Genomic DNA, 22,338 nt, shown 5'->3' on the forward strand with positions numbered 1-22,338 from the left:
GGGCTGGGACTCAACCCATACCCATCTTTCAATTCCTTCTAGGATGCTTCAGTTCCCCCAGTCCCGAGGGTACGACCCAGCTCTCACAGTAGAGGTCGTAGAAATAGTATTTTGATAACCATGAAAAGGTTTATATAAGGGGCTGTCCGTCCTCACCGAAGGGGACTTTCGCCCCCTTAACCCTCGTAAAGATAAGTCATCCATCCCGTTTAGTTTGTTCCATAGTCCACCCAACTACATCTCAGGTGAGAGATATGTAAAGAACAGATGGGGGACAGGAACAGCATGGAAGGCCCTCTACAGTCGAGAGGAGGTCAAATAGGGAGTCCCAACTCCTTCATCTTGGACAGGACCTGATCCTGCGGCCTGTATACTCCAAGGAACGTCTTTCCCACCGGCCTCTCCATCATCTTCTCCCCATCCTCAACAGTCACCGTCAGTCCCTTCTGGACTCCCGAATAAAACTCGAACCTCGTGAACCACTTATTCGGCCTTATCATGGTTACCGTCCCTTCCTTCACCCGTTCACACGGCACTCTCACCATGACCATTCTCCCGTCGACCTGTCTCACCTCAAGTGGGATTGAGTCCATCCTCAGCGCAGCTGCCAGTAAACATAGCCTGGTGTCGTAGGTTGGGAATACGTCACAGTCAGGGCCGCATATCAGATCGTACTTAGGGCTTCTGGCTGTCCTAGGAGGGGCGTAGTCGGCCTTTCCTATCGGCTCTCGAGACATGACCCAGGAAAGCACAGTCACCCTGTTAGGCCTCTCAACTAGAACCCTTATCTCCGGCGCCACCTTTACCTTTCCTTCCCCCGATTCCTCGGCACTTGGCTCGCCGTGAAAGAGGACCGCAGCAGCTACACCATTCTCCCTCAGTGCACCCACAACCTCCATGGAGTCCCCGAGCCACGGGTAAGTGTATATCCATACCCTCTTGAATTTCCTTCCAGCTATGTAGGCCTCCAAGAGCGAGTTCTCGTCTGCTATCACCATTCCCTCCTCCCCTTTAGGCATGAAGAACCCTCCGTACTTCAGGAACTTAACATCCTTCATTGACTCTAGGATTCCGTCCACGACGTGGGACGGTACCGTTCCCAAGACCACAACCTTAACTGTCGTCCCACTCGGCCACTTGTGCTGCGAGATTGTTCACCTCCTCCGGATATTCCTCTGACCTGTCCCCATAGTCGAATAGAGAATCGTCGAAAGGTATGGTCCCACATAGGTCTGCCATTATCCTCTCACAAGCCTCCAAGGCTTTCCTCTGGGCCATAGCCTCTTCGTCTGGAAGTGGACGCACCATGTTGACGACGAGTCCTCTGTGAACTGGAGGAATCAGCTCTGGGTCGGACTGTACGTATTCGGCGTATCTGACCACGGCCTCAATCCCGAACTGCGTCGGGTCAGAAACGTAGAGGTGGGCCACGTCAGCCTTAGTCCACTTGTAGAAGGCCTGTACCTCTAACTTCACTACAGGATCTGAAGGAAGGACGTTAGGAGGATTGTCCACTATAAAGAGATCGTATCCTTCGTCTAAAAGAAGTTCCCCGTAGGCCTTAGAGACGGCCTCCATCAACTCAGGCTTCCTGAGAACGAAGTCCACGCTAGTCTTGAAAGTGTGAGAGACTGGGTAGAACCTCACGACCCCTAGTTTCCCTTTTCCTATGTGCGTGGAGGCGTAGTACCCGTCAGTTCTCCCTTCTAGGACTGAGTTCAACAGGCCCTCATCGTTTGTAACGCCTAGGACCTTCGAGGCCCAACCAATGAGGTCCCTGTCCACTATAAGGACCTTTCGTCCCCTCCTGGCCAGACTCCTTCCAAGTAGGAGCGTAAGCGTAGTCTTCCCCACACCTCCTTTTATTCCGCCCAGGAGGATCCTCACAACTCTGTTTTGCTTTAAACGCTTATCAAATTTCCGGCTATTTTCTATAATCTTCGCCTCGGATCCGCTGCAATGTCATACGAAACTAGGGTTAAGAGCAAACTCCGGCATAGCGAATGAATAGCTTTACTAATTATGCTTAATTAAATTTAGTATTACTAAAGAGTAGAAGAGTAGGCTAAGGTATCTCTTGTGTAGATCGCTTCACCTATATATTTCGAACCTTACAGGGCTATCCTTACATCGGTATTTAAGGAATATACTCCGACCTACCCAACACTAAGAACTTAACTCGACTGACTTTCTCCACGCCCTGAAGGGAGAGAGTCCCCTAATGGATTCCTCGTTTCGATCGGCGGTTCAGGGTTACATCTCCCATTCGGTGAACAGTCAGTGGTTCAAAGCACTCACTCGCCGAAAAGGGATCCGTCGTTGAACACCTTCGGACCCCAAGATTAAGAGTAGGAGGGAAAAGCATGTGGCTCCTCGCTCAATACCATTAAGCTCTCAATAGAGCTGGGGAGGGATGGAGTCGGGGTCACCGTATAATTTTCGAAAACCATTTAAATGAGAGGAACCTCAGCCCCTCAACCCCCAGATTTCTAGACTTCGGTTCATCACTATACCAACCCCCTTGTCATGGAAGGTTTTCCTCCACATTCTCATTACCACCGTCGTTCCGAACTCACATCCCAGACGGATAGTTAAATGGGCCAAAGAAAGATGGTCTGTCAATTTGGTTCCCAAGTATCTTTCAGTAAGGCTGTCGTCGAAGACAAACTGCTAAAGAGATAGAGAGTGGCGACCTCAATATACGAAATTGATCCATGAGTCCAGACCGAAGGACAGATAGAACCACTAAAAGGTGAGCAAGGGGTACAGACTACAATTCGCTTAGAGAGGTAAGGGCTCTCTTTCTCTTATGATTTCCCCAGTCTATATTAGAAATCAAAACGGCAACATATCAACACATTTGAGGAACACCTGAAGCCGACTGTTCTTGACCTTTTTGGGAAATTGCTACGGATAATAACATAATATTATCCATAGAATCATAGACCCCATGATACTGTTCGCATTAGATCTTAAAGCAAATGTGCTGTCCTTTATTCCTACCTCTTCTTAATTAAAACTTTAATTTAAGTCTCTCCTTCTTTACTCTGTGTCCGACACTATTTTGGGAGAACCTCTACCCTTCAATGAGAAAATTGTGTTGAAAAACTGGATCCACAGGAATGTGGACGAGAGGGAATACTTGGACTACCACAGGAAGGCCGTTAAAGAGTACCAGCAACACTGGGAGGTCATTGCTAGAGAATTGGAGTGGTTCAGCCCGTGGACGAAAGTAGTGGAGGAGACGGATAAAGCACATGTTTTTAAGTGGTTTGTCGGAGGGACTACCAACATTTCCTACCTCGCCCTGGATAGACACGCAAAAACGTGGAGAAGGCACAAGCTAGCGTTCATCTGGGAGGGGGAACCGGTGGACGAACAGGGCAGACCTAAAGAGGTCAGGAAGTTCACCTATTACGACCTGTGGAGGGAAGTCAACAGAGTCGCCTACGCCATGAGGACGAAGTTGGGACTTAAGAGGGGCGACAGGATCGCGATTTACCTTCCAATGATACCAGAGCTCCCCATATTCATGTTAGCGGCGGCTAGACTGGGAGTGATATTCACTGTGATATTTAGCGGCTTTACGGCAGAGAACATAGCCAACAGGGTGAACGACCTCAACGCCAGCCTAATAGTGACTGCCGATGGGGTCTACAGAAGAGGAAAGATCCTCAGACTCAAGGAGATCGTGGACGAGTCGTTGAAGTTTACCCCGTCGGTCCAAAGGGTGGTAGTAGTAAGACGTCTAGGTGGAGAGTTGTCCCTCACCCAGAGGGACGTAACGTTGGACGAACTGTTGAAAGGTGTTCCTCCCAATACCTATGTTGACCCCGAGAGAATGGAGAGCAACGAAGTCCTCTACGTGCTATACACCTCAGGCACCACCGGGAGACCGAAGGGCATGATCCACGACCACGGTGGGTACGCTACTCTGCTTCACGCTACTATGAAGTGGGTTTTCGACGCCAGGGACGACGATGTTTACTTCTGTACGGCGGACATAGGCTGGGTGACTGGGCACTCTTATATAGTATTCGGACCACTCATAGAGGGACTCACCTCTGTCATGTACGAAGGGACGTTAGACTTCCCAGCCCCTGACAGGTGGTGGTCAATAGTCGAGAGATATGGCGTCACCATACTTTACACCTCCCCCACGGCAGTCAGAACCTTGATGAAGTTCGGCGACGACTTGGTGAAGAAGCACGACCTGTCAACACTGAGGATAATACACTCGGTAGGTGAGCCCATAAATCCTTCGGCGTGGAGGTGGCTCTTCGAAGTCGTTGGGGGTAGTAGAGCCCCGGTGGGTTCAACTTGGTGGATGACAGAGACCGGAGGAATAATGATAAGTTACTTGCCTGGACTGATGTTGGTTCCCATGAAGCCGGGCTCAAACGGTTATCCTCTCCCAGGTATAGATGTGGACGTTTTAGACGAGTCTGGAAACCCTGTCAAGCCTGGGGAGAGAGGTTACCTCGTCATAAGGAACCCCTGGCCCGGGATGCCAGCAGCGCCCACTGGGGTGTGGGGAGATCATGAGAGGTACGTTAAGACTTACTGGTCCAAGTATAAGGACTTATTCTACGCTGGAGACTACGCTGTCAAGGACTCTGACGGTTACATATGGGTGGCCGGCAGGGCTGACGAGGTGATGAAAGTGTCGGGACATAGAATTGGGACGTATGAACTCGAGTCAGTCCTCGTTGCACACAGGGCAGTCTCGGAGGCCGCTGTAATAGGGGTACCAGACGAGGTCAAGGGTGAGGTTCCCATAGCTTACGTGGTTCTGAAAACAGGGAACCAGCCCAGCGAAGAGATGAGGAAGGAGTTGGTAGACTGGATAAGGAAGAATTACGGTCCAATAGCCACTCCGAGGGCCCTTTTCTTCGTCAATAAACTGCCAAAAACGAGGTCGGGGAAGATAATGCGGAGGTTGATGAGGTCCGTAGCTACGAACTCACCTCTAGGGGACACTACAACCCTCGAGGACGCGAGCTCGGTGGAAGAAGTGAGGACAGCTTACGAGGAATTCGTGAAGTCAATAAGGTGATAAAGCGAGATGCAAACTTACCTATTCGGGGCAGGGAGGAACAAATTTCCTAATATCCTAAGGCAAGGCTTTCACATCGCATTAACTCCTTTCTATAACCCCAAAAGTTAAAATGTTGTCCTAGAAAAACATGGTAGATGGACATCGTTTGGCACGAAATAAAGAATAGCCACGATCCGGAAGTAGTCTACTCCATTGTCTCGGACCCAGAATTCTTCCTGACCAGAGTAATAGAGGTGGACGGACTTCAGAGAGTGGGTGAGGATACTTACTCAGGCAAAGTCACTGGAATGAAGGTTAGAATAACGGTTTACAGGGGGGCGGAGAACACAACCTTCATATTCTACATGGAGCCAACAGGCTTTGCCAGGTTTACGAAGGGGAAGGTTGTCAGGAAGTTCGTGGTGAGGAAAGGGGAATCCTCGGTGTTAGTCGAGTTTGAGAAGCAGCTTGCAGTGGATGCGGTCTGGGACCAAGACGCCGCGCTCTTGAAAACTACCCTAGATAGGGCGGTAGAGGAACTGCAGAGGAACGGCGACGAAATAATAAGAATGGAGAGAGTCAAGAGGAAGATCTGAGTGTCCGCAACACTGATGTAACTCCTACGTAAAACAATAAATCGCCCATTCAAGTTAACTCCCGTGAGGATAGTTGTCGATGGCCATACCCTAGACGTAGAGCAGGGGCCTAACCTCTTGGAGGTACTTCTGAGTGCAGGGTTCTACGTTCCCCACCTCTGCTATAACAAGTTCCTGGGTCCGTTGAAGACGTGCGATGCGTGCGTGGTAGAAGCTAACGGCAGGTTAGTGAGGAGTTGCTCTATACCTGTAGTAGAAGGAATGAAGATCGGCGTTAGATCCACAGAGTCCCTGAGGCTCAGAGCCTTGGATCACTTGCTTCAACATCACCAACTCTATTGCACGGTGTGTGACAACAATCTGGACTGCGAACTCCACGAGGCATTTGTGAAGAGCCGCGTCACGAGGCAGAACTACGTAGACAGAGGTTACGAAGTGGACGATAGCAACCCCTTTTACATCTACGACCCGAATCAATGTATTCTATCGGGGAGGTGCGTTGAAGCATGCCAAGATGTCGTAGTGAACGAGGTAATAAAGATAGACTGGGATAAGAAAAGGGTTGTCTGGAGCGACGGTGCTCCTATTAACTTCTCGTCTTGCGTTTCTTGCGGCACCTGCGTTACGGTCTGCCCTGTGAACGCGCTTATGGAGAAGTCGATGTTAGGAAGGGCGGGATTCCTCACGGGAATGAAGGAAGAAGTGAAGAGGAAGTTGGTGACGTCGCTCAAGGGCGCCGAGTACACGTTCGAACCTATAATGTTCTTCAGCCAAGTCGACGCCAAGCTCAGGAACTCGATAGTTAAGAGAACCAAGACCGTCTGTCCGTTCTGCGGGGTCGGGTGTTCATTCGAGGTGTGGACGAGAGGAAGAGAGATACTGAAGGTGGAACCTAAGCCTGAGTCTCCTGCCAACGGTGTGGCAACGTGTGTTAAGGGTAAGTTCGGACTGTCCTTCGTGAACAGCCGAGACAGGCTAACTAGACCGCTGATCAGGGACGGCGACCACTTCAGGGAGGCCAGCTGGCAGGAAGCAATATCCTTCATAGCTACAAAGCTCTCCCGTATAAAGGAGAAGTACGGACCAGATTCGATAGGCGTGATCGCCTCCTGCACCGGAACTAACGAGGAAGCTTATTTGGCGCAGAGGTTCGCCAGGGACGTGGTTGGGACCCACAACATCGACAACTGCGCTAGGTACTGTCAAGCTCCAGCCACCACTGGACTTTGGAGAACGGTTGGGTACGGTGGGGACTCAGGTTCCATCACGGACGTAGAGGAGGCTGATCTGGTTATCATAGTAGGCTCCAACACCGCCGAGGCCCACCCAGTGTTAGCTGGAAGGATCAAGAGAGCAAAGAAGCTCAGAGGACAGAAGTTAATTGTCGTAGACGTCAGGAGACATGAGATGGCGGAGAGGGCAGACCTCTTCATCACGCCCAAAATAGGAACGGACCTAGTCCTGCTGAACGGTGTCATGAAGTACATTGTGGATCGGGGATGGCAGGACGAGAAGTTCATAAGGGAAAGGACGGTAGGTTACGACGCGTTCGTGGAGAGTTTGAAGCAGTACACTTTGGAGAACGTGGAGGCAGTGACTGGAGTTCCCAAGGAGACTGTGATTAAGGTGGCCACAATGATTCACGAGGCAAAGAGCGTGGTCGCGCTGTGGGCCATGGGAGTGACCCAACACCAGGACGGCAGTGAGACCTCCACTGCCATATCCAACTTGCTCCTACTCACTGGGAACTACGGAAGACCTAACACTGGAGGGTACCCACTGAGGGGACACGCCAACGTGCAGGGGGTGAGCGACTTCGGTGCTCTACCCACCATGATGCCTGGCTACCAACCTACGTCAGATGAAGAGGTGCTGACCAAATTCGAGAAAGCCTGGAACACTAAGCTCCCTCGATCGAAGGGCCTCACTAGCACCGAGATGGTTGACGCAGCTTTGCAAGGGAAGATGAAGGCGATGGTCGTTATGGGAGAGGACAAGCTCAACGCCGACGCGGGTAGAGAGACTGTTAGGAGAGCGCTCTCGAACTTGGAACTGTTGGTGGTGACGGAGCTTTTTATGACGGAGACAGCGAAGCTGGCCACAGTAGTTCTACCGGCCGCTGCGAGTTTGGAGAAGGAAGGGACCTTCGTCAACACTGAGAGAAGGATACAAAGGCTCTACAAAGTCATGGAACCCTTGGGTGAAGCTAGGTCTGAGTTCCAGATATTACTCGACCTCGCCAAAGCCATGGGGAAGGAATTCCCTTACACGAATCCAGAGGACGTGATGGGAGAAGCGGCCCAACTCTGTCCAATATTCGCCGGAGTAGCTTACTCTAGGCTGGAGGGATTCAACAGCCTCCAGTGGCCAGTAAAACCAAGCGGGGAGGACAGTAGGTACTTGTACGCTGACAAGTTCGCCTTTCCAGATGGAAAGGCCAGGTTCTATCGTACTACACACTACGAACCTAGGGTAGAAAACCCAACTTACGACCTAATGTTAGTGAACGGCAGGATGTTAGAGCACTTCCACTGGGCCAACCTCACCGGGAGGGTGAGTGGAATCAAGTACAAGGTGCCAGAGGTCTACTTGGAAGTCTCGCCTCAAGTAGCGGCAGAGAAGGGGCTTAAGGACGGAGACCTGGTGATGGTCAGTTCCTCCAACGGAAGGCTAAAAACTAGGGTGATGGTGACCAATAGGTTAGAGGGAAAGAAGGTGTTCCTTAGCCTTCACGACAGTAAGGAAATGAACGTCAACGAGCTGACAGACCCCATGACAAGGGACCCCACATCCAAGACACCTGCCTACAAGGAGACCCCCGTTTACGTAGAGAAACTTGAGGACTGTGTGTCCTGTGAGCCTCCACTCCCCAAGTGGAACCCGAGGTACGGAAAGAAGACTCCTCAGGTCGGGGTTAACGTGGAACTTAAATGGGGGAGACCAGACTACACGTACAGAGGTGAGTTAAACGAGTGAGGTAGAAGGTGACGCGTTAGAAAGACTCCTTAGATTGGTCGAATTGATGAATCAGAAGGGAGTCCTCTCGTTCCTGGAGGCATTCGTGGAGAGGTGGGATGATGTCTTGGCAGTCGCAGCGGACTGGGTCGCTACGTCCAAGGTCCCCTCAAATGCTCTGCTCCTGTACGAGGGCTTGAACAAGGCTGAGATAGACGGTTCCACTCCCACCCTCAGCCAGATCCTCAGGGAGCTGAACGACCCAGCGGTGAGGAGGGGTCTCATGTTCTTCCTTTCGTTCTTGAAGGCGATAGGGAGTGCAGCGGAGCACAAGGAGGGTAAGAGTCCTCAAACTGGAGGACACTGATCGCTGGGACGATGAGGAGGTAGTTTCAGAGGAGCCGCTCAAGATAGTTGTGAACGGAAAGACGACCTACATGTTGAGCACGCCAGGTGAGGACGAGGAATTAGTAGTGGGGTTTCTTTTCACGTCAGGGACCATCAGTTCGATGGAAGATGTTCATAAAATAGAAAAAGGGAGGGGAGAGGTGAGAGTGGAAGTCAGGGGAACCCCGCCACCTCGGGACTTCGTTAACTCGGCGTGTGGTATGTGTGGCTCGCCAGGGATCTTAGGTTCCATGGTGGTGGAGGACGAGTTCAAGGTGGAGGCCAAGGTCCTCCTCTCCCTCCCGAACAAGATGAAGGAGCGACAAGAACTCTTCAGATCGACTGGAGGACTTCACGCCGCGGCACTTTTCGATAAGAAAGGGAAGCTGCTCTGGATATCAGAGGATGTGGGGAGGCACAATGCCGTCGACAAGTTGATCGGTCACTTTCTCATTCTAGGTGAAATCCCTAAGGGAATACTCCAAGTGAGCGGGAGGGCAGGGTACGAGATAATCCAGAAGGCCGGAGTTGCTGGATTTCCTGTGGTCTCAGCAATTTCGGCACCCTCCAGCATGGCAGTTGAAGTGGCAGAGCTATTGAACATCGCCCTGGTGGGATTCTCTAGAGGAAGTAGACTCAACGTTTACACCCATCCAGAAAGGATTGTATACTAGTATGTACAACAGTTCACTTAAGCTAAAAACACCCCGTTGCCACACATCGTATGTCACTATATGAGTGGGGAGGCAAGGTGTAGGGAGGGTAGGGGAGAAATAAGGGCTAGGGTCATGTTAGCTACGCTTACTTGTCCAATATGTGGACGCAAGTTCGATGAGAGGAGAGAGTTCCTCCTCCACCTGGCCCTCGATGAAGGACTAAACAAATGTCCCGTCTGCGAATCTCCAACACGTGGGTTACTGCTGTTTCACCTTAGGAAAAGGCACGGAATCTCTGTTATTCCCTGAGCTGCAAGTGGTGCTCCGACGGACTTGGAAACGAAGGACGATGCGTGGACAATCATAGGAAGAGAGCTCTTAACGAGTAAACTACTCCCCCTCAAGGACGGGGACTCTTGAGAAGATGTTAAGGATTAACGCTTAATTTTAACCTTACTGGGGGTCGAGGGGCGGAAGACCCCCTCCGTGGGGGGTAGCCCCCTTATGGAAAAGTTTTGTAATGAAGCTCCAACGTCTTCTAGACATCGGCCGTGAGAGCTGGGTCGCACCCTCGGGACTGGGGGAACTCGCGCCCGTGGAGAGGAAACCCTCCGTGATCCCCCTTCCGTACTGTTCACAGGACGGTTCCACTGAACCTCCGCTACGGACGGGGATCTAGGTTCCTCAGAGGTGCGGGACTCACCGCGAGGACGCCCCGTCCGTGAGGGCGGGGTAGTTCACCAACCAGTGATATGTACTAGAGTCTCCTTCGCTAGGTTAACCTCAGGCCCTTTCATCCCTTTCAGCTCGAACTAGGATCTGTTTAGCTAACTCCGTGGGCACCAGAATGTCCCTTCCTTCCTGCATGAGATAAATGAGATCTCCCTCCCTCTTGACCGAGATCGCGCTCTCAGGCCTCAGTCCCAGCTTGTCGGCCCCACGAAGGATCCACTCTTCCTCCTTGAGGATTGCCGAGACGCGATAGGGCCCCGTAACTGCATTTGCAAGGAGTTCTCCATTCATCTTAGCCCTCCCAGAGATGGGATGTCCGTGTGGACAGGTCCTCGGCCTACCGAGGACTTCGTCTATCCTGTCGAGGACATCCTCAGGCCATATGTGTTCCAACCTGTGAGCGAGCTCGTGAGATCTAACCCAGTCCACTCCGAGTACGTCGGTGAGCAGCCTCTCCGAAAGTCTGTGTGCCCTCACTAGCCTCTCTGCTACCCTCCTTCCATCCTCTGTTAATCTCATCCCTCCTTCCCCCCTATCTATCATTCCCATCTGTTCTAACCTAAAGAGCGCCTTACTTATGGTCCCTGGAGAGATGTTGAAAGAGGAGATGAGGTCCACTACCTTGGCCCTTCCCTTACTCTCCTCTAGTTCATATATTTCCTTCAAGTAGTTCTCTAAGGGCTCTGAGAGCTTCAATTTGGTCACTGACTTGAGTTTGGGAGTTAATAGTTTTCATATCTTCATGGTCCATTCAGCTCATCTTTCCTGGCAATCGATTCTGATTAGGCGATTACTTACAGGGTAGCCTAGCGGTTCCGAGGACCTGAAACTCTAAAGGTACCCAGCTTAAACACCTACCGCTCCATGGAAGAGGGAATGAGGACAGTCGCTCAGTGTCCGATCAACATCTTGAGCTAAGGTGCCATCTCTGCTAAGAAGAGTCTCGGGAATTTCGATTTCTGCTAGCCCGCTTCCTCTCTTCTGAATATGGTGTCCAGCTCTGACCTTGACGAAGGCCCACGGTCTCCCCCCTCCTTCTCATCCTTTCGTCACACTACAGCAGCTCCTTTAACGCTCGGTACCTCAGGTGTGACACCCTCTACTACAGTGGACAGTACGTACTCCGCTCTTGATGAGGTCCTTCGCCCTGTCTAATATAGCCACTCCTCCCCCTCTCACTTCTCTCACGTTCTCGGGTCCGAACCAACCATCCACACAGGTCTTGGCGCTCTCATCAGGATTGTTGAATTACCCTCTAAGAAGCCAAGGCGCTTTAAAGCTCACCACCCTCGGTCTCCTTATCGAACCTGAACTCGCTAAGGCTGTGCGGGAGTTGCTGTCTCTACGCTATGCCTGTAGCTATCTAGCCCGTCACCGTTCCAACACCTGCTATGAGTCGGTCGGTGAAACCGTAGATGGACGCCAGTACTATTCCCCTGGCCATAGCTGCGCTCACTAAGCCCGAGAGAATCACCGAAACTGCAGACCAGTACTTTGAGTCCCACCACATCTATACCGGTAGAGAGCAGGCCCTAAAGCATGGTGGGAACCATGGCCCTCCAAGAGACGTTGTACTTTCGGCTCAATAGTGCGTGCTTTCTCGGATCGAACTTACCTACAAGTACGTAGTCGGACCCTGTCATTGTGGCGTAGTAGGAGAGAGCCCAGGACCACAGGTAAACTACCACGCCCTTACGGACGGGGTCTCAGGCAGGAAGATGAAAGAAGGGAATCATGGAGAAAACGACGTCGTTCGGCCTCAACCTAGAATTCCCAGGGTAGCCAGAGAGGAGAGTCAGTATGGACCAACGCGCCAAGACGACTTCCCTGTGCCTATAGGACACTCCCTTAGGTTTCCCTCGTTGCTGCTGAGGTGACGAGCACCGAGGCCTCGTCGTTCTGACTGACGTGTGGGTTGTAGTCCTAGGATCCAGGATCGAGCAGGGAGTTCAGCATCTCGGCAGTGAGCGGGTAGGTGGACTTCCTAGATAAGGGGAGTCTCTGGGCGAGATGTGCGGATTCAGGGTCGTAGAGGAGGATGGAATCTCTAGCATCTTCCACGCTAGAGGCCTACTCCTTCCACGGGCTGCCTGACGTCTACAGGGTGGAGCACTCCACCTGAGATGGGAATTCACCAAGAGAAGTTCTAGGTACTCCAACGTGTTCCAGCCAGCTACCGCGATCCTTTTTGCTTTTAATCCCATTTTATCTAGAGCGTCTGCCGGTTCATCAGTCTCTCCCACGGTTCCCTGTACGTTAAACTCCTCTCCAACTCTAATGTCTTATCCTCATGCCTCCTCACTAGGGTCTGTAGGAACTGACGATCTATTTTGAGGGAGCCCCTTTCATCGAGTGCCATGTTTCTTAGGTACGGTAAGGGTAGTTTAATTCTTAAGTAAAGTCTATGCATTAATTTGCCTTAGCTCTTTGTTAGAGATACTCACTAATATGTCGCGATCGGGGTTCTCACAGTCCGATAATTCCTTGGAGAACGGTTGAGAGGCGAACCCTCTTCCACGTAGACTGATTTTTTGGTTTACGCGTCTTCGTCGATCTTAGACGGCCTCACACGCGGACGTGGGTTTCCGCCCAGGAGGGAAGGCGCGTCCCTCGCCGTCGGTCTCCGAGAAGTCCCACCACCCGATCTGTCAGGACGACCGCCCGGCCGAGGGCTCGATCGCGAATCAAGGTGAATCGAAATGGGGGGATAAACGGTTTGAGAGTGTTGTCTCTAGAAATTTTTAGATGGATATATGAACCCCGTGAGAAGAGACCATTTTTAACGTTAGTTTGACTAGAAACAAATTCTCCAAGTAGAGTTTGGAAGTATAGTCGCCTCAATACGAGACTCATAGAAACAGTCTACCCTTTTCCTCAGGAACCTCCTGACTGTGATCTTAATTAAGAAATTTTTAAAACTATACAATAGAGAATTTTAAAGACTTATGTATGCCCAGGAGAAGCTGGAAGGGAATTGTAGATTTCACTGTCGCAGTACACCTTTAGGGATTACTAAGGTAGGAATTACTAGGCACATAACCCGAGGGAATCTCAAGTGAATTTATTAATAGACCAAGGGAGGTATTCTATCAAAATGCCGTCCATTGAGTTATGGGGATGGGTTGAAACTGGGTAGAGCCGGGTGGTTGCCACTCAAGGTCCAACAGGACGTTATTTCCTTGATTGGAGAATGTGAAGACTATAGTAAAGTTGGCGGGTGAAGTTAGATCGTAGCTAAAGTAGTACTGAGAGGAACTGGACGAACCAGCAACCACGAGTTTTCCATCTACATAGACCTTAACGTACTCTGGATCGTATTTGAGGGAATTAATGTTAGGCCCTCCGTTTATGTTATATGGATAGTCCAGCTTCAAACCCACGTAAAATTCGGTTTGGCCCGAGGCAAGCGGACTTAGGTAGCCAGAGTAGCTAACTGTTATATTTTTACCACTGTAGCCAGAGATTACAACTGGAACCGTGCCACCCCACATTATCGGTATAGGTGACTGGAAATTCGTGGGTGAACCTGCCCCTGATCCCCAGTACAGGTCGTATATAGCTGGATCCATCATGTTTGGTATAGCGGGCTGGAGGACGTTTGTTTGCCCTGGAGGTGGCACTGGTCCTCCGGTAGCTCCTGGAGGAACGGGGGTTGGACCAGGAGGCGTGAGTTGGTTAGTCGTAAATAGCATGGAGGAATTGTAATAGAGGTTATTCTCGGTCCACATGATGACCAGTTGTCCTACGTCTGGGAGGTAGCCTTGATACAGTTGATTAACGAGTTGTGAGGTTAGGGGTTGAGAGTAGAGTAAGGTCATCGCGATCCATCCATTGAACGAATACTGACTAGCTCCAGCTCCGTTAGAACTTCCCTCCAATCCGGTGATGTTTGTTTGAAAGTTTGAAGAGGCCGACACGCTTCCTATATCTAGATAGGATTTCCAACTAGCCAAGGGTAAATTGATGTTAGTGAATCCTCCGCTTACCAACGAACCGTTGAGGTAAAGGCCTGCGAAGCCCGTGGAAGGGTTGTAGACGCCAGCCAGAAAGTTTATAGACGATGGTACCTGGTTTGGGCTCACCACAGTCAACCAGCTTCCATTACTTAGTTGAACAGTGAAGGCGAAAGTGTAATCGTTGGGATTGTTTTGAGGAGGGGGATTGTTTTGAGGAGGGGGAGGTGGATTTCCCTTCATTGGGCCCTGGACTAGTTGAAGGCTTCCACTTCCTGCGATCAGGGCAGCGTCTCCGATCCACGCTATATAACCTCCTTGTGGGGCATACTTCGACAGGTATATGTTCTGATAGATTTCTACTAACCCCAACGTGTTCAACGTGACTGGATATATACTACCTCCTTGGTTTGTCGGATAGGCGTAAGTGGATATAGTTAATCCTTCGTGTCCAGCTGGAGGTACGACCTCAGTTAAAGTACCTGCCCAATCGTTATCGGACAGGTACCCGGTCAAGAAGGTGGAGAAAGGAGGAAATCCGACTGGAACGTTAGGAGGTGTTATACTTCCACCTCCAGAATTCCCACTGCTAGCTCCGGAGGACCCACCGTTTCCACTACCTCCAGAATTCCCACTGCTAGCTCCGGAGGACGAACTTACAGCTATTGTTATGGGAGATCCGTTAGCCAGGAATTACAAGCTCTCCAGACAAAGGATAGTAGTAGTACTTCACAGCGTAGTAGGTAGTCCCCACTTTCGATAGGACCCAAACTACTAGTGAGTAGGTGTGTGGATTGACGTTTAGCTCCGACATTTCTGTGTAGTTCAAGGTAAGAGTCACAGTAGTGTGCGGCTTAATGAGATAGGCTTTCTCAGGAATCGTATTTAGGATTTGACCTGACAACCCATAGACGCGACTCACCAACACAGGAGATAGACCCAAAGCGATCCGTTCAGTTGAGTTGAGTCCTAGTTGAGCCAGATTAAGCGTCTTACCCAAATTCATTCCAGGGGACTGCAACTGATCGTCTGGAATTAGTTGGAAAACAGCATATTCGTTGGAGGGTAAGTTGAACGTGACGGTAACGTAGAAGGACTGAGTCTGCTCAGAAAGGACCGCTGGACTAGCTACTAAGTTGACGTAGTAAGACTCGGCCTGCGCCATCTGCAACGCCGACGTATTTACCGACGTTACACTTAAGATGCTTCCCGAGAGAGCCACGGCTGAAATAGCCATGGTTGCTGTTACAATTATAATTATTAATGTGCTTATAGAGTTCATCTAGCTCACCTGGATTAAACTGGAAGAGTTGGATTCCGCGTACGTACCTATCAGGTAATAGTTGGCTCCAACTTCTGCCACGACCCAGAATACAACATAGTCCCCCGGGGTAGAGAAATGAAATGTAATAGGAACGCCTTTAGATTGAGGAGAACTGGGCGAGTCCACATACGCCTTCACATCTTCGGAGTTCAATTGACGCCCAGACACACTATATATAGAAGACAGAAGTTTATAAGCAGATTGTTCATTAACGATATTCTCCCCTTGAACGTAGACTGAGGAGGGAGGGAGAGAGGAGGAGGGAGAGAGGAACAGAAGGACATAGGGTGAAACGTTTGTGACGCCAGCCACGAGGTAAACTTGAGATGGGTACTGCTGAGAGTAGAAATACGGGAGGACTGTGACGTTATAACCAGTCGACGAAGTGCCAACTATGGGCCCTGCGAGTAGCTCTAATTCGGCCGTGAGCTGATCTGCTTCGTGTTGCTCCTGGACTAAGGATTCTTGATATCCCACTACTGCAGAAGTGAGGCCGAACGCCATCACACCTATTACTACTACCGCCACAAGTAGAATTATAGCCGTTATGGGTGCATCCACTGGGATCACTAAGTGATTGTAGTTGTATTTGCCACAACGTAGGTATAGTATGTCGTATAACCGCTATAATCGACTTGGAAATAAATCGCCAGGAACACTGTGGCATTTGTATTGGTCTTTACTCCACTTGTTGTTAGTGTAAAGATTTGCGTAATAGTGATATTAGTCGCACTAGAGGAGCCTGCTGAGACTGATAAACCCAATGGGGACTCGTTTATATCAGAAAGGAGAGTCCCGTGGGTATTGCCAGTAGATTCGTATAAGGCTAGGAACAGGACGTAGTCGTAGTTAGGAATTTCTATGCTTTGGTTGGAAAAGTCCACCACCTTGAGGTTCTTTAGGTTCACCGTGACATTCAACTGTGACCTAGAAACTTCGCTTACGGAGACCTGCGGAGTTGCCTTTATCGCGAACGCCAAGAGAGGAACACTGGATCTGACTACGTAGGAAGACTCGCTTAACTGTGCCAGTTGCGTGACTTCGCCTGACAGGAACGTATCTGGGTTGACAATGAACTCGTTACCTCTGGAGGTGGTGAAGAGCACCGGACCTCCTCCTTGACCCAAGTCGAGAACTATCACGGGGGTTCCTGCTGAGAGCTGAACGCCGTAGACGTTTCCCCCCGCTAGTTGAGACTGGTAAATCTTACCGTCCACGTAAATCACTGGGCCACCGCTCACCGAGTTTCCCACGTTAACAGGAGAGGGCTTTGCCTGTTGTCCGGTGTCGACCCAGAGCAGGTTAGTCACGTTAAGAGCGGGGTCGAGGTAGTAGTTGCCGGGAGACGTGAAAGCTAATACCAGGTAGTTATTCCCACCAGTCTGATTCAGATAGACCAGCATCTGGTCCTTCACCTCGTCTTGTTCCAACTGTTTCGCCAAAGTGAGCCCCTGGGCCGACTGTTGAGCCTGTTCCTGAACCGAGGGCGTCGACAGTAGAAGGTAAGAGAAAGGAATAAGCACCCCGAGCATTACTATGAGCAGAATGAGAAATCCCACTACCTCAGACAAAGCGGCCTTAGATCTTCTCTTCATAACTAGTTTTGGCTGGCCTGAACATAGCTTTAAACTTTCGCCACAATTTATCTCGTTAATTCCCCCTCCTACGGAAGGCGGGTGAGACGGACGGAGCTCGTGCTATTGGTACTAGCGGCCTCAGTGACTTTGCTTATCACCAGGAGGGTGAGGTACGACGTTGTCGGCCTAATCACTATGCTTTCCTTGATTCTCCTTGGACTGGTAAATCCGGAAAGGGCCTTGGAGAACTTCGGTTCCACCTCGGTGCTACTGTTGGTGGCCCTTATGATAGTGAGCGGCTTCCTGAGCGAGTCAGGCCTGCTCGAGGTGTTAGGCGAGTTCGTCACCTCGCGCGTGAGGAGCGAAAAGGTGGCCGTAGGTTTGATACTTGTGGCCACCGCCTTCATCTCTGGGTTCGTGAGTGACGTGGCCCTTACGCTGAGTTTCCTTCCATTAGTAGTTTACATATCGTCTAAGCTCGGAAGGGCTAGGTCCAAGTACCTCATCCCGCTTTCCTACTCCGCCATCCTGGGGGTAGGTACACGATGATAGGAACCTCTCCTAACGTCGTGCTGGACCAGTTCTGGATAGAGAAGTTCCACTCCGGTCTACCACTCTTTCAGTTCGCCCCGATAGGCCTGGCGGAGATGCTCGCCGGTCTGACAGTCGTAGTACTGGTCGTGGTGAGGCTGATGCCTTCGCTGTCTTCCACCTCCTTGGAGGAGGTTAAGGTAGGGGAATACTTGGTGGAGGTTGGTGTAGACCGAGAAAGCGACTTAGTGGGGAAGAGCCTATCGCAATTGGAGAGGGAACTGGGAGTGAAGGTGGACCACGTGGTCGGGGTGCCCAGGCTCTTCAGGAGCTACGTCTCCTCTGGCGACGTGTTGGTGTTGAGAGTACCCCCAGAGAAGCTACCAATCATCACTTCCCTCAAGGGGGTGAGACTCTCGCCGTCGGTGGAGGTGCCTCAGGGAGTTCCCACTTTCGAGGTCCTTGTTCCTAATGGTTCTAGACTTGTCGGAAGGACGGTGGGTGAGCTCAAGCTAGCTGACACGTACAGGGTTTACGTACTGGGCACTTCAGTGAGAGGCACGGTATACAGGCTCTCCAGCTCGTCCATACAGCCTGGAACAGTCCTACTAGTGGCAGGGAAGGAGGAGGATGTGGCACGGCTAGCCAACGACACTTCCTTGGTCCCCTGACCAAGAGGGCGCCGAAGGTCTTCGATCGGAGGTCCGCCATGTCCGCCTTAATTGCCCTGGTTGCTGGAGTGACAATGAGTCTGGTTGGGTTAAACGTGGCCGTAGCCTTCCTGATCCCAGCGGCCGCGCTAATGATCCTAACTCCGAAAAGGAGGAGGGTCTACGAGTACGTGGACTGGCCGGTGATCTTCTTCGTAGGGTCGTACCTCTCCTTAGGTGACGCGGTAACGTCGTTAGCACCTCAACTGGCGGGGTTCACAGGGGGCTCACTCCTGATCCTCTTTCTTATGGGGCTCGCCCTGGCCAACGTCGTTAACAACGTCGCCGCCGCCGTTATCCTGGGACCAGTGGCCCTCACTTTCCAGGACCCACTCCTGGCCACTACGGTGCTGGCTATGGCGTGCTCCTCGACGTTCCTCCTCCCGTTCTCACACCAGGCAAACATAACAGTTTACAACGCTGCAGGCTACAGAGTAAGGGACTACCTCCTAGGAGGAGCAGTCCTCGTGGTCACGGTCACTGTTCTCACCTTCACTTACGTTGCCCTAGTTCACGGCTCTCTTATCTAGGTCGGAACTCCTAGAGCCCCATAGAGGCCTTCTTCGCAATAAGAAATGTTGAAGGGCTTTGTGAACATCAGCTGACCTCTTCAATGAGACCTTTAGAGTCAAGCTTTCTTGGCTCTGATGTACCTCACCTTTCCACCTTCCCTTACCTCCTGGACGTACCCCAGCTTCACAAGCTTCCTGACCCTCCGGTAGGCAGTAGTCCGAGGCATTCCAGTGGCATCCATTATCTTGGATAAGGTGTCCGCACCCATCTCAACAGCGTCTAAGACTGAGACATCTCGTGGATCCAAGTCCTCGTAGGGAGCGTTCTGCACTGGGGCCTTGCCGAAGAGTAGATAGGCCAAATAACCAGTAGCACCGAGACTGGCAGCTAGGGCCGGGACCAAGAAGAGCTCGAGGTTTAGGGGCGCTTCAGGCACCTGGTACAACACCTGCACATAGGAGCCGTAGAACTTGAGGAAGATACCACTTGAGTTGGCCGAGAAGCCCCTCAGGTCGCCGCTCACGTACTCTACGTTAGCACCTGGAGGGAGGATAAGTGTGATGTTGGCCTGAAAGGGTTCATTCAAGGTGAAGTTCGATGGCGGGAAAGGACCCCTATAGGTCAGGAAGTGAATTCCTGGGGCCTCGAAGGTTACTGTGTAGTTCCTAAACACAAAAGTGGAGTTGGAAGTAATGGCTGTGGAGTTAGAAAAGGGTAGGTAGACTAGGGAGGAGTTGGTGACCAAGTTGAACTGTCCAGAGTAGCTCACGTAAACTGAGCTTGCGAAAGTCACAGAAGCAAAGAGGAACAGCGGTATCAACGCGACCTCGAGCCTCATCCGCGTGCAACTAGCTGTCTGGTTTAAAACCTGAGTTCCTGCTAGTTTGTGGGGTTCCTCAACCTCTTGCTCCTACCACAGCTCACGAGGGACTGAGACTAAACTTACGCAGGAATTTGTGTTCAAGCCGTGAGGACGAGGACCTAAATTTAACTTAACGGGGGTTGAGGGGACGGAAGTCCCCTTCCGTGGGGACGGACAGCCCCCTTATGTAAACCTCTTTACGGTCATCAAAATACTATTTCTACGACCTCTACTGTGAGAGCTGGGTCGCACCCTCTGGACTGGGGGAACTCACGCCCGTGGAGAGGAAACCCTCCGTGATCCCCCTTCCGTACTGTTCACAGGACGGTCCCCCGGAACCTCCGCTACGTAAGGAGATCGAGGTCCCTCCGAGGTGCGGGACTCACCGCGAGGACGCCCCGTCCGTTAGGGCAGGGTAGTTCACGAATAACAAAGATGGAAGTCTTAGTTCTACTCTCAATTGTCTCACAGTGCAATCACATATCATTGAACCTGAAACGGTACCTACGATGGGAGTCGTCCATATCCTGGCGACCTCTAACTCCCTTATTTAGTGCAGTGAGTTCATTTATCGAGGTTCTCATAGAATACCTCGCTAACACCTGACTTCCTCCCCGCCCTGGAAGGGACGAGGGTTCCCTCCCAGAGGGCTCGTCGTTCCCACCATCGGTTCGGGTTTACATCCCTCGTTTGGTGGGCAGTGGAGTGGATCGGGGGGAACCCACTCGAAGGTGGGACTTTCTTCCGTGAAGTCCGGTCCCTCAAGGGAGATATTGGCTGCTCCTCCCTCATTTTCGTTAAGTCCTCGATCGAGCTGGGGAGAGGAGCGTCGTTAGGGTCACAATGTATCCCCACAAAGAAGTGCTTGAATATGAGGGGGCTACACCCCAGTGAAAGGTGAGGCTTTCCACCCCCTCAACCCCTTCTCTGTGCAATTGACAAGGTTTCCCAAGGACGTTCGAACCGTTACAAGGAAATCAGTCCCAAAAACCTAGGCCCTCCGTTCCCACTTATCCTCACAGCTATGAAATCTAGTGGGCTATAACAGCCCTCTCAGTCTCCTTGATCTCCTTGCTAGCCCTAGAAGAAAAGGTGTAGTTCTTGGTCCATATGTTCACTATCAACACCATAAACATAGACACTAACCCAACTACGAATATGTAGTTGAAAGCTGTGGGGGAAGGGAAGAAAGAGACTCCCACCACCTTACCTCCCAACATCAGAACGTAGGGATCTTGGTATGAATCCATTAGGACGGTGGCGACCACGGGGCCCGCTGAACTACCCAGTGTCCTTATGAGCGTGTTCATGCCCAAACCAGTGGTCATAACGTCTGGAGGTAGGGACGTGGCCACCATGTTTACCAGGGGCACTATCACGAAAATCAACCCAAGTGCGGACATTATGGAGTCCAACACTATGTCAAGGGAAGTTGCCCTGTTAACTATGAAAAGGAAAAATCCCAGCATGCCGAAGAGCGTTCCGGCCGTGAGTACTGGTTTGGGACCCACGTTGGACACCATCCTTCCCACCAAGGGTCCCATAACTATCATGGTCAGGGAAACAGGGGCCATGAGGAGTCCACTGGAAACGATATCTAACCCCAGGCCATAAGGGGGAGGGAGTTGCTCGTAATATGTGAGCCCCAAAAACATTAGGAACATCGAAACTCCAGATATGAGACCTGCCACGTTAGCAACCATGACGTTCCTTACCTTCAGGAGGTCAAGCCTCATAAGGGGCTCCTTCGCCCTCTTCTCGTAGGGCAGGAATATCCCAAAGGTAACTAAGGAGAGCGTCAGTAGGGCAAGCTGACTGGGAACTGCCCACCCCACCGATGGACCGTCGCTCAAGTATACCAGCAGCGATGCCATGCTGGCCATGAGGAGTGACGCTCCAACGTAATCTACGCTCTCCTTCGTCCTCGTCCCACTTTCCTTCAACATCTTTGCCGACACTAGGAATAGAGCGAGGGAAAGGAGGAAGGCAGTGTGGAAGGCCCATTGCCAACCTAGGTCCTGGACAACGTAGGCCCCCACTAGAAGTCCAAGAGCGGGGCCTATTCCGATAGCGCCGCTCAATATTCCCTGAGCCGTGGCTATCTCTTCCCTAGGGAAGACGTCAGTTACTATGGAAATCGCGATCGGGAACATAGCGTAGCCAAGTCCCTGAATGGCCCTAGCCCCTATGAGGAAATATATGGTGGGGGAGAGGCCTGCTAATCCGACCGCAAGAATGTAGAAGCCCACCGACACGAGGTACATCCTCTTCTTCCCGAAGCGGTCCCCCATTTTCCCGAAGAGGGGCGATACCACGGCGCCCACGATGAGATAAGCTGATGTTATCCACGCGGCCGTAGTGGCTGTAGTATTGAAGTCGCTCTCTATCTTCGGGAGGGCCGGAACGACCATGGTCTCCACGTAATTTATTATTATTAACATTCCGGCAAGTACGGCCAAGGTAGTAGTCGCGTGAGGGCTCTTGGAGGACATGAATCCAAGCTG

At 51.3% G+C, this 22,338-nt stretch carries 20 protein-coding genes; 8 read left to right on the forward strand and 12 right to left on the reverse strand.

Features of this window, described 5'->3' with window-relative positions; genetic code table 11:
* Positions 1-314: 314 nt before the first annotated feature.
* Both HS1genome_RS10910 and HS1genome_RS10915 read right to left on the reverse strand, forming a co-directional pair.
* On the reverse strand, positions 315-1,103 hold the full coding sequence (locus tag HS1genome_RS10910) for a hypothetical protein (protein WP_126451078.1): 789 nt from the start codon (positions 1,101-1,103) through the stop codon (positions 315-317).
* A 10-nt stretch (positions 1,104-1,113) separates the two neighbouring features.
* Positions 1,114-1,887 (reverse strand): tyrosine-protein kinase family protein, encoded by a 774-nt coding sequence (locus HS1genome_RS10915; RefSeq protein WP_158613820.1) that lies wholly within the window; start codon positions 1,885-1,887, stop codon positions 1,114-1,116.
* Between the two features lie 1,162 nt (positions 1,888-3,049).
* Between HS1genome_RS10915 and acs the strand changes: the two genes are divergently transcribed.
* The 5 genes from acs to fdhD all read left to right on the forward strand — a co-directional run bounded on the left by acs (position 3,050) and on the right by fdhD (position 9,650).
* Positions 3,050-5,056 (forward strand): acetate--CoA ligase, encoded by a 2,007-nt coding sequence (gene acs, locus HS1genome_RS10920; RefSeq protein WP_229768195.1) that lies wholly within the window; start codon positions 3,050-3,052, stop codon positions 5,054-5,056.
* A 137-nt stretch (positions 5,057-5,193) separates the two neighbouring features.
* Positions 5,194-5,634: an STK_08120 family protein gene (locus tag HS1genome_RS10925; protein ID WP_126451080.1), complete on the forward strand. Its 441-nt coding sequence runs from the start codon at positions 5,194-5,196 to the stop codon at positions 5,632-5,634.
* Between the two features lie 63 nt (positions 5,635-5,697).
* Positions 5,698-8,610, forward strand: coding sequence for a formate dehydrogenase subunit alpha (gene fdhF / locus HS1genome_RS10930; protein WP_179950423.1), 2,913 nt, complete (start codon positions 5,698-5,700; stop codon positions 8,608-8,610).
* 46 nt (positions 8,611-8,656) lie between these two features.
* On the forward strand, positions 8,657-8,956 hold the full coding sequence (locus HS1genome_RS10935) for a DUF1641 domain-containing protein (RefSeq protein ID WP_126451082.1): 300 nt from the start codon (positions 8,657-8,659) through the stop codon (positions 8,954-8,956).
* The gene (fdhD, locus tag HS1genome_RS10940; protein ID WP_126451083.1) at positions 8,907-9,650 is read left to right on the forward strand and encodes a formate dehydrogenase accessory sulfurtransferase FdhD; all 744 of its coding nucleotides are present in this window, start codon (positions 8,907-8,909) and stop codon (positions 9,648-9,650) included. Before HS1genome_RS10935 ends, fdhD begins: the two co-directional genes overlap by 50 nt.
* Before the next feature lie 765 nt (positions 9,651-10,415).
* Here the strand turns inward: fdhD and HS1genome_RS10945 are convergent.
* The 8 genes from HS1genome_RS10945 to HS1genome_RS10965 all read right to left on the reverse strand — a co-directional run bounded on the left by HS1genome_RS10945 (position 10,416) and on the right by HS1genome_RS10965 (position 17,236).
* Complete coding sequence (locus HS1genome_RS10945; RefSeq protein WP_126451084.1) at positions 10,416-11,060, reverse strand: metal-dependent transcriptional regulator; 645 nt, start codon at positions 11,058-11,060, stop codon at positions 10,416-10,418.
* Positions 11,061-11,727: 667 nt separating this feature from the next.
* Positions 11,728-11,874, reverse strand: coding sequence for a hypothetical protein (locus HS1genome_RS12175; protein ID WP_158613821.1), 147 nt, complete (start codon positions 11,872-11,874; stop codon positions 11,728-11,730).
* Between the two features lie 22 nt (positions 11,875-11,896).
* On the reverse strand, positions 11,897-12,052 hold the full coding sequence (locus HS1genome_RS11915) for a long-chain fatty acid--CoA ligase (RefSeq protein WP_145986058.1): 156 nt from the start codon (positions 12,050-12,052) through the stop codon (positions 11,897-11,899).
* Positions 12,053-12,573: 521 nt separating this feature from the next.
* Entirely contained in the window at positions 12,574-12,723 is a 150-nt protein-coding gene (locus tag HS1genome_RS12180; RefSeq protein ID WP_158613822.1) for a hypothetical protein, read from the reverse strand.
* Between the two features lie 730 nt (positions 12,724-13,453).
* Positions 13,454-14,833, reverse strand: coding sequence for a hypothetical protein (locus HS1genome_RS10950; protein WP_126451085.1), 1,380 nt, complete (start codon positions 14,831-14,833; stop codon positions 13,454-13,456).
* Between the two features lie 166 nt (positions 14,834-14,999).
* A complete protein-coding gene (locus HS1genome_RS10955; protein WP_126451086.1) occupies positions 15,000-15,599 on the reverse strand; it encodes a hypothetical protein in 600 nt (199 codons plus the stop codon).
* A complete protein-coding gene (locus HS1genome_RS10960) occupies positions 15,600-16,202 on the reverse strand; it encodes a hypothetical protein (RefSeq protein WP_126451087.1) in 603 nt (200 codons plus the stop codon).
* 8 nt (positions 16,203-16,210) lie between these two features.
* Positions 16,211-17,236 carry a hypothetical protein gene (locus HS1genome_RS10965; protein WP_126451088.1) on the reverse strand — a complete coding sequence of 342 codons (1,026 nt, stop codon included), beginning with the start codon at positions 17,234-17,236 and terminating at the stop codon, positions 16,211-16,213.
* An 81-nt stretch (positions 17,237-17,317) separates the two neighbouring features.
* Between HS1genome_RS10965 and HS1genome_RS10970 the strand changes: the two genes are divergently transcribed.
* The 3 genes from HS1genome_RS10970 to HS1genome_RS10980 are packed head-to-tail and all read left to right on the forward strand — an operon-like array spanning position 17,318 to position 18,989.
* A complete protein-coding gene (locus tag HS1genome_RS10970) occupies positions 17,318-17,767 on the forward strand; it encodes an SLC13 family permease (protein ID WP_158613823.1) in 450 nt (149 codons plus the stop codon).
* Positions 17,764-18,420, forward strand: coding sequence for a TrkA C-terminal domain-containing protein (locus HS1genome_RS10975; protein ID WP_126451090.1), 657 nt, complete (start codon positions 17,764-17,766; stop codon positions 18,418-18,420). Before HS1genome_RS10970 ends, HS1genome_RS10975 begins: the two co-directional genes overlap by 4 nt.
* A 38-nt stretch (positions 18,421-18,458) precedes the next feature.
* Positions 18,459-18,989, forward strand: a complete 531-nt coding sequence (locus tag HS1genome_RS10980) for a transporter permease (protein ID WP_126451091.1) — start codon at positions 18,459-18,461, stop codon at positions 18,987-18,989.
* Between the two features lie 98 nt (positions 18,990-19,087).
* On the opposite strand, the gene HS1genome_RS10985 is transcribed toward HS1genome_RS10980, so the two are convergent.
* Positions 19,088-19,810 (reverse strand): helix-turn-helix transcriptional regulator, encoded by a 723-nt coding sequence (locus tag HS1genome_RS10985; protein ID WP_126451092.1) that lies wholly within the window; start codon positions 19,808-19,810, stop codon positions 19,088-19,090.
* A 1,055-nt stretch (positions 19,811-20,865) separates the two neighbouring features.
* Positions 20,866-22,326, reverse strand: a complete 1,461-nt coding sequence (locus HS1genome_RS10990) for an MFS transporter (RefSeq protein ID WP_229768194.1) — start codon at positions 22,324-22,326, stop codon at positions 20,866-20,868.
* Positions 22,327-22,338 lie beyond the last annotated feature (12 nt).

Origin of the sequence: Sulfodiicoccus acidiphilus, from assembly GCF_003967175.1 — an archaeon.
In the GTDB taxonomy this organism is placed as follows: domain Archaea; phylum Thermoproteota; class Thermoprotei_A; order Sulfolobales; family Sulfolobaceae; genus Sulfodiicoccus; species Sulfodiicoccus acidiphilus.